This window comes from uncultured Bifidobacterium sp. (assembly GCF_959020155.1).
Lineage (GTDB): Bacteria > Actinomycetota > Actinomycetes > Actinomycetales > Bifidobacteriaceae > Bifidobacterium.
Genome location: NZ_CAUERC010000004.1, coordinates 134,228 through 141,875, shown reverse-complemented (window position 1 = coordinate 141,875; position 7,648 = coordinate 134,228). Strand labels below are relative to the sequence as shown.

Genomic DNA, 7,648 nt, shown 5'->3' with positions numbered 1-7,648 from the left:
GAAGTTCTGCTCCCGCTGCGGCAAGCAGACCGTGCATCGCGAGACCCGCTGAGCGGAATCAAGCTTTCGAAACCCGACCAATTTGGTCGGGTTTTTTGTTACTCTGGAGCGTTATGACTAGTTTTGCAGATCTCACCACCATCGGCGTGGGCGGTCCTATCGCCACTTTCCTGGAGCCGACCACGCGCGTCGGCGTCATCGAGGCCGTTGAGGAAGCCGATTCCCAAGGACTGCCATTGTGCGTGATCGGCGGCGGATCCAACATGCTCGTATCCGACACGCCGTTCGAAGGCGTGGTGGTCCGCGATGCGAGACGCTCCATCGGCGTGTTGGATGAGGCGGCTCCGGTCGAGGATGATGGGCGTGTCGTCCACGTGAACGCCGAAGCCGGCTGCAACTGGGATGATTTCGTCGATTACTGCGTCCGACTTGGACTGGAAGGCGTCGAAGGCTTGTCCGGCATCCCCGGCACCGTTGGCGCGTCGGTCGTGCAGAACATCGGCGCGTACGGTCAGGAGGTCGCCACCAGCGTCGACAGCGTCGAGGTTTGGGACCGCAAGGAACGTGCGGTAAAGGCGTTGCGCAACGATCAGCTCGCCTTCGGCTACCGCATGAGCGCGCTGAAAGCCAGCATGTACAGCGTTCCGGCGACTCCGGCCGCGGAATTTTTCCCGACGCCGCGATACGTGGTGCTGTCCGTCACGTTCGCGTTGCGGCACAGCGATACGGGCGTGGTCGGTTACGGTCAGCTCGCCAAGGCGTTGGATGTCGCCGTGGGCGATCGCATGAACACCGCGGACATCCGCAACGCGGTGCTGAAGGTGCGTGCGGCTAAAGGCATGCTGGAAGACGCGCATCGCTATGCGTCGCCGGCCATGCAGGGCACCAAGAAGACGAATCTGGTCGATGTCGCTCTTGAATCGCAATCCAAGCAGAACGGCGATGACGGTCCGGACTTCAACCGCCATAGCTGCGGCAGCTTCTTCATGAACCCGATTCTCACGCCACAGCAGGCCGAGACGCTTCCCGAAGACGCGCCGCGCTTCGACGCGGCATTGCCGGGCGGCGGGCAGGGCGTCAAGACTTCCGCGGCCTGGCTCATCGACCATGCCGGCTTCCATAAGGGGTTCAAAATCAACGAAAACGCTCCGGCTGGCCTGTCCACGCTGCATACGTTGGCGTTGACCAATCGTGGGGGAGCATCAGCCGAAGATATCGCCCGCCTCGCCAAAGCCGTGCAGGACGGCGTCGAGGCCGCGTTCGGCATCCGACTGGTGCCCGAGCCGGTCGTCATCGGCATGAATCTTAAATAGCGTCACGCACGCCGTCAATGTGACGAAAACGACTTATACTTGCGCCTTGTGCTCTAGAAGGTGGAGCGTGAAACCGCGCGGGCGGAAAGAAGAGAAGGACGAGACATGAACGTATTTCGCAAGAAATCCGTCGAACAGACGCTGGCTGAAACAGGTGAGTCCGGCCATGCGCTCAAACGCGATCTGACCTGGTGGGATCTTGCCATCATGGGTGTGGCCGTTGCCGTGGGCGCAGGCATCTTCTCCATCGGCGCGCAGGCGGCTGCCTTCCATGCCGGTCCGGCGGTGGTGCTGAGCTTCCTGATCGCAGGCGTCGTGTGCGGCGCCGCCGTGATGTGCTACGCCGAATTCGCCTCCATGATTCCAGTGGCGGGTTCCGCCTACACCTTCACCTACACCACCGTCGGCGAGATCGTGGCATGGGTGATTGGCTGGGATCTGATCCTTGAAATGCTCATGGCCGGTTCGGTCGTCTCCAAATACTGGGGCGTGTACCTCAACCAGTTCTTCGAGCTGATCGGCTGGAACATCAACACCAACATCGCCATCGGCTCGTTCAACTTCGACCTGGCTCCGGTCATCATCGTCGCCTTCTTCACCGCGCTGCTGGTGATGGGCACCAAGATCGGCGCCCGCGTGGACGGCGCGCTCACCATTTTGAAGATCGCCATCGTCGTGTTCATCGTGGTCGTCGGCTTCTTCTACATCAAGGCCGAAAACTTCACCCCGTTCATTCCGCCGAGCGAACCCGCAGCATCCACCGACGGCTCCGGCGTCTCCGCGGTTATGGAACAGCCGCTGTGGCAGTGGGCCACAGGCATGGCCCCCAGCATTTATGGCGTGACCGGCATCATCTCCGGCGCGGCACTCGTGTTCTTCGCTTTCCTCGGCTTCGACGTCGTGGCCACCGCTTCCGAAGAGACCATCAACCCCAAGAAGAACGTGCCGCTGGGCATCGGCGTGGGCCTCGGCCTGATCATCGTGCTGTACACCCTCGTGGCCATCGTCACCACGGGCATGGTCTCCTATAAGGACCTTGCCAAACAGTCCGATCCGTCACTGGCCGTCGCGTTCAAGATGGTCGGCGCCGACTGGGCCGCGAAGATCATCAGCCTCGGCATCGTCATCGGCATGGCCACCGTGGTCATGGTGCTGCTGCTGGGTCTGACGCGAGTGGTGTTCGCCATGAGCCGTGACGGTCTGCTGCCTCGCGGTCTGAGCCATACCGGCAAGCATGGCACTCCGGTGCGCCTGCAGATCATCGTCGGCGTGGTCATGGCGCTGATCGCTGCCTGCTGCAATGTCGGCATCCTGTCCGACATGGTGAACATCGGCACGCTGTCGGCGTTCACGCTGGTGGCGATTTCCATTCCGATCATGCGCAAGAAGCGCCCCGACCTGGAACGTTCCTTCAAGATTCCGGGCAACCCGTGGGTGCCGATCCTGATTGCGCTCGCCAACCTGTGGCTGATGGTCAACCTGAGCGTGCTCACTTGGATCCGTTTCGTGGTCTGGCTCATCGTCGGCTTCGCCATCTACTTCGGCTATGGCTACCGTCATGCCCGTCTCGGTGCCGGCGAACTCGAAGTTGCCGCGCAAGAGTAATCTGGAACAGTACACGTTGTTGTTGAGGAGGTAAGCATGCCGTACGTTGTTGCCCAGCCGTGTGTGGACGTCAAAGACAAGGCCTGTGTGGACGAGTGCCCGGTCGATTGCATCTACGAAGGCTCCCGTTCCCTGTACATCAATCCGAACGAATGCGTGGATTGCGGCGCATGCGAGCCGGTGTGCCCGACCGAAGCCATCTTCTACGAGGATGACCTGCCGGACGAGTGGGCTTGGTACAAGGACGCCGCCGTCAGCTTCTTCGCCGAAGTCGGCGATTTGGGTGGCGCTTCCGCAGCCGGTCCGATCGGCAAGGATCCGGAACAGGTCGCGGCCCTGCCGCCGCAGAACCAGTGAGCATGTCTTGCTGATGCGTCCGCCGTCCGTATTGCGCGTAAAGCGGAATATTCGCGGTCGATTTTAACCGGTTTGCCGCTGACGTTTGCACACGTCAGCGGCAAACCGGTTTTTGTATGGAACGGTTGCATGTGCCGGCACGTCGATTGCCGTATGCTGGAACATGGTTGTGATTTCCGCTTGAAAAGGAGCCTTACGGATGGGTTTTCATGAATTTTCGTCACCGTACGATTGGTCGCGCATCGCATCCTACAAGCGCACGGCGAAAGCCGCGTTCGGCGGCATGATCGACCTGTCCGTCGGATCTCCCGTCGACCCCGTGCCCGATTCGGTGCGCAAGGCGCTCGCCATCTCGTCGAACGACCCGAACGCGTACGGATATCCCGTCACGGCCGGCACCGCCGATTTGCGTGACGCCATTCACGAGTGGTTCGCGGCCGCCCGCAATGTCGATTTGCGTGCGATCGGCGCCGATGCGGTGCCGACGGTCGGTTCCAAGGAAGGCGTCGCGTTGATGGCGTCGCTGCTGCATTTCGGCGAGGGCGATGTCGTCGTGCAGCCGAAGGTGTCGTATCCGACGTACGAGATCGGCACGCAGTTGGCCGGCGCGCAAACGCTGAAGGTCGACGACGTGGCGGATGCGGATTCCTGGAAGGATGTGCCGGGCGTCAAGGCCGTTTGGGTCAATTCGCCGTGCAATCCGACCGGTGAGGTGCTGTCCGCGGAACAGATGGCCGGTATTGTGCGTGCCGCGCGCGCGATTGGTGCCGTGGTGCTGTCCGATGAATGCTATGCGTTGATGCAATGGGAAGACGACGTTGCGGAAGCGGATGCGGATACACTTGCCTCCACGCCGTGCGCCTTGCGCGCCGATGTGTGTGGCGGGTCCGCCGAAGGCGTATTGGTGCTGTATTCGCTGAGTAAGCAAAGCAACATGGCCGGGTATCGTACGGCGCTTATCGCTGGCGATCAATCGCTGATCGGGCCGATGGCGGCATACCGCAAACAGATCGGGCAGATCATTCCCGGACCGGTGCAGGCTGCGATGGCCGCCGGGCTGCGTGACTTCGACGCGGTCAAGACCCAGCATTCTCGTTACCAGGAGCGTCTGGGCATGCTGGTGAGTGCTCTGCGCGCATACGGATACTGCACCGACATGCCGCAAGGCGCGTTGTACGTGTGGGTGAAAGCCAAGTCCGGCGACTGCTGGGAGGATCTGCGCCAGCTTGCCGAAATCGGCATCGTCGCCAGCCCCGGCGAGTTCTACGGAGCGCCGGAATACTTGCGATTCTCGGCTACGGCCAGTGATGCGGCGATCGCCTCCGCCGCGGAACGATTGGCACGTTGACGGTTTGCTGACGATGGCCTTTTGACGAACGAAAGCGTTGAAAACAAAAAGGACCTCCGATTCGCTCGGAGGTCCTTCATTATGGCGGAGTCAGAGGGAGTCCAACGCCCATGCGTCTTATGGCTATGTGCAGCTGTTGATGTCGCTGATCCAGGAGTGGCGTGCGCTACTCAAGCGTCCGGAACTACCATTCATATTCGCCCAATTGCCGAACTATACTTTGGAACCCGATTGCGATTGGCCAAGGCTGCGTGATGAACAACGGCGCGCTTTGACGTTGTGGAACACGGCGATGGTGGTGACGATCGGATATGGAGAGGATAATGACCTGCATCCTTTGGATAAGCGCCATGTCGCGCAGCGCTTGGCAACGGCTGCCGAGTCGTTGGTTTATGGACGTGATCGCGAGCCGATGGGGCCGCTTCCTGTCATGGTGATTCACAAGGATGACGGCATTGAGATCTCCTTCACCCATACGGGAGGGGGATTGGTCTGCACAGGCGACGTGCCTTTTGACATCTTGGAGCCGGGAGGCTCGATATATCGGGTGAAGGCTCGTCGGTACGATTGCTATGGCGGTAACGGAACCGGGCGTGCGAGTGGCGCAGTGAGAGAGCTCTCCCCAGTACAGTGTCAGTTTGTCAGCCAATGAAGCATCGATGATAACGCTATTGCCGGGGGCAGCGTAAATAGTTTTCGCAGTTAATCGTGTTTGGGCGGAAGTCTGTGATTTCCTGCGTTTGGAATACTTAAATCTATTCGAGAGTTTCGTAAATAGTTGCATATAGAACTTTCGCAACAACAATTTTAAGTATTTAGTTAAGCGATTTGACTTTCTTGAAAGTTAAACCATATAATCAAACAGTGCTTTGACTGAAATGCTAAAGCATTTACGAAACATGAAGATGTGTGTTCGTGCATGTCGCCAAAGGAGAAAGACTTCTGTATTCCCACATCCGATATTGAATAAGGAGATGCAGCAATGAAGTTTGAATACCATGTCAAACCAACCGGCAACGATGCTGCGTGCGGCGACGCGGAGCATCCGTTCGCCACGATTTCCAAGGCCGCGCAGATGGCCTCTCCGGGGGACACGGTAATCGTGCATGAAGGCGTATACCGCGAACAAGTCGATCCGAAACGCGGCGGTCTGAGTGAACATGAGCGCATCACCTACTGCGGAGCCGAAGGCGAAGCACGGCCGGTTATCAAAGGCTCGGAATGCGTGCAGGGCTGGACGGAATTGGCCGATCACCCGCATGTGTGGACGGTGATGCTTGATAATACGATGTTCGGGGATTTCAATCCATTCGCGACCCCGATTTTCGGTGACTGGCTGGAAATGCCCAAGTTCGGCAAGGATCCGGACAAACATCTTGGCGATGTGTATCTCAACGGTGTTTCCTTCTTCGAATCGACGACGTTGGAAGGCGTATACGATCCGCAACCGCGTGATACGGATGAGGATTTCGCGTTGAAGATTCCCTGCCCTGTGCCGGATGTGGACCGTACACGTTATGTATGGCATGCCGAAGTGGACGAGAATGCCGGCACCACAACGATCTGGGCGAATTTCCAAGGTGCCGATCCGAATGAGGAACTGGTGGAGGTCAGTGTTCGTCGCACATGCTTCTTCCCCTCCCGCAACCATGTCAACTACATCACCGTGCGTGGCTTTGAAATGGCGCAGGCCACTGGAGATTGGGCGCCGCCTACCTCGCAGCAGTGGGGCATGATCGGTCCGAACTGGTCGTATGGCTGGATCATCGAAGACAACGTGCTGCATGACGCCAAATTCTCCGCGGTGTCATTAGGCAAGGAAATCTCATCCGGCGACAACGAGTGGGTGAAAACCGAGCGCAAGACCGGTTACCAGTACCAGTTGGAGGCCGTGTTCAAGGCCCGTCGCATCGGCTGGGAAAAGGGGCTGATCGGCGGTCATATCGTACGCAACAACGACATCTACGAGTGTGGACAGAATGCCATCGTCGGACATATGGGCAGCGCATTCTGCCGTATCGAGCATAACCATGTCCATCACATTGCGTTGAAGCGTGAATTCTTCGGATGGGAGGTCGCTGGCATCAAATTCCATGCCGCATTGGATACGGTCATTGCCAACAACAACATCCACGACTGCTCGCTGGGCATGTGGATGGATTGGCAGACGCAGGGCACACGCATCACGCGCAATGTGTTCCACGATAACGTCCGTGACCTCATGATTGAAGTGAGTCATGGGCCGTATCTGGTGGACAATAACGTTTTCGCCTCGCCGGTGATGTTCCAGAACTGGTCGCAAGGTGGTGCCTTCGTCAACAATCTGATTTGTGGCGGCATTGAACCGCATACCGTCCCCGACCGTTCCACGCCGTATCACTATCCGCACACCACCGAGGTGGCCGGGTGCGCTGTGGTATCCGGCGGCGATGAGCGTTGGCTGAACAACATGTTCGCGCCGCAACCGGTGAAACCGACTGTCGGTGAATATGGTTTGTCCGCCTACAGCGATTGCCCGATGTCGATGCATGAATACTTGGAACGCCAGCGGGCCATGTGGGCAGATCCTTCGCAGGGTGGTGGCGAGCGCAATCCTCTGCAGTCTCTATATGCGGGCGGCAACATCTATCTGTCCGGCGCACAGGGGCTGAACAAGCAGGAAGGTGCGGCCGACGATTCGGAGCGCATGCAGGAGGACGCCCCGTTCTTCGGCGGCACCGTCTCCACGAGCGTTGCGTGTGATGAGCCCATGCCGGTGACATTGGTCGAAGAACCCGATGGACTGTATCTGCAGTGCACTGTGCCACAGGCCGTCGCCGATATCAGGATGCAGGTCGTCACCAGCGATATGCTCGGCGTGCCTCGCATCGTGGAGGAACGCTATGAACAGCCCGATGGCAGTGACTATGTGCTAGACACCGACTTGCTGGGACAAGCCTTGACCGCAACGGAACGCAAAGCCGGGGCGTTGAATGGTCTTGTCTCCGGAGAGAATCGCATCCGAATCTGGGAATGGAACAACTGA

At 58.9% G+C, this 7,648-nt stretch carries 7 protein-coding genes; all 7 read left to right on the top strand.

What is annotated here, in order from left to right:
• Nucleotides 1–52: 50S ribosomal protein L33 (locus Q5H31_RS08210; protein ID WP_368043755.1), on the top strand; the 52-nt coding region annotated here is incomplete at its 5' end.
• A gap of 61 nt (nt 53–113) precedes the next feature.
• Nucleotides 114–1,313 (top strand): FAD-binding protein, encoded by a 1,200-nt coding sequence (locus Q5H31_RS02635; RefSeq protein WP_302457452.1) that lies wholly within the window; start codon nt 114–116, stop codon nt 1,311–1,313.
• Nucleotides 1,314–1,418: 105 nt separating this feature from the next.
• Nucleotides 1,419–2,918 (top strand): amino acid permease, encoded by a 1,500-nt coding sequence (locus Q5H31_RS02630; RefSeq protein WP_038444051.1) that lies wholly within the window; start codon nt 1,419–1,421, stop codon nt 2,916–2,918.
• Nucleotides 2,919–2,954: 36 nt separating this feature from the next.
• Complete coding sequence (gene fdxA / locus Q5H31_RS02625; RefSeq protein WP_003807898.1) at nt 2,955–3,275, top strand: ferredoxin; 321 nt, start codon at nt 2,955–2,957, stop codon at nt 3,273–3,275.
• A gap of 199 nt (nt 3,276–3,474) precedes the next feature.
• Nucleotides 3,475–4,623: a succinyldiaminopimelate transaminase gene (gene dapC / locus Q5H31_RS02620; protein ID WP_033499310.1), complete on the top strand. Its 1,149-nt coding sequence runs from the start codon at nt 3,475–3,477 to the stop codon at nt 4,621–4,623.
• Nucleotides 4,624–4,750: 127 nt separating this feature from the next.
• Nucleotides 4,751–5,275 carry a sialate O-acetylesterase gene (locus Q5H31_RS02615; RefSeq protein WP_033499309.1) on the top strand — a complete coding sequence of 175 codons (525 nt, stop codon included), beginning with the start codon at nt 4,751–4,753 and terminating at the stop codon, nt 5,273–5,275.
• A 330-nt stretch (nt 5,276–5,605) separates the two neighbouring features.
• Nucleotides 5,606–7,648: a right-handed parallel beta-helix repeat-containing protein gene (locus tag Q5H31_RS02610; protein ID WP_302457451.1), complete on the top strand. Its 2,043-nt coding sequence runs from the start codon at nt 5,606–5,608 to the stop codon at nt 7,646–7,648.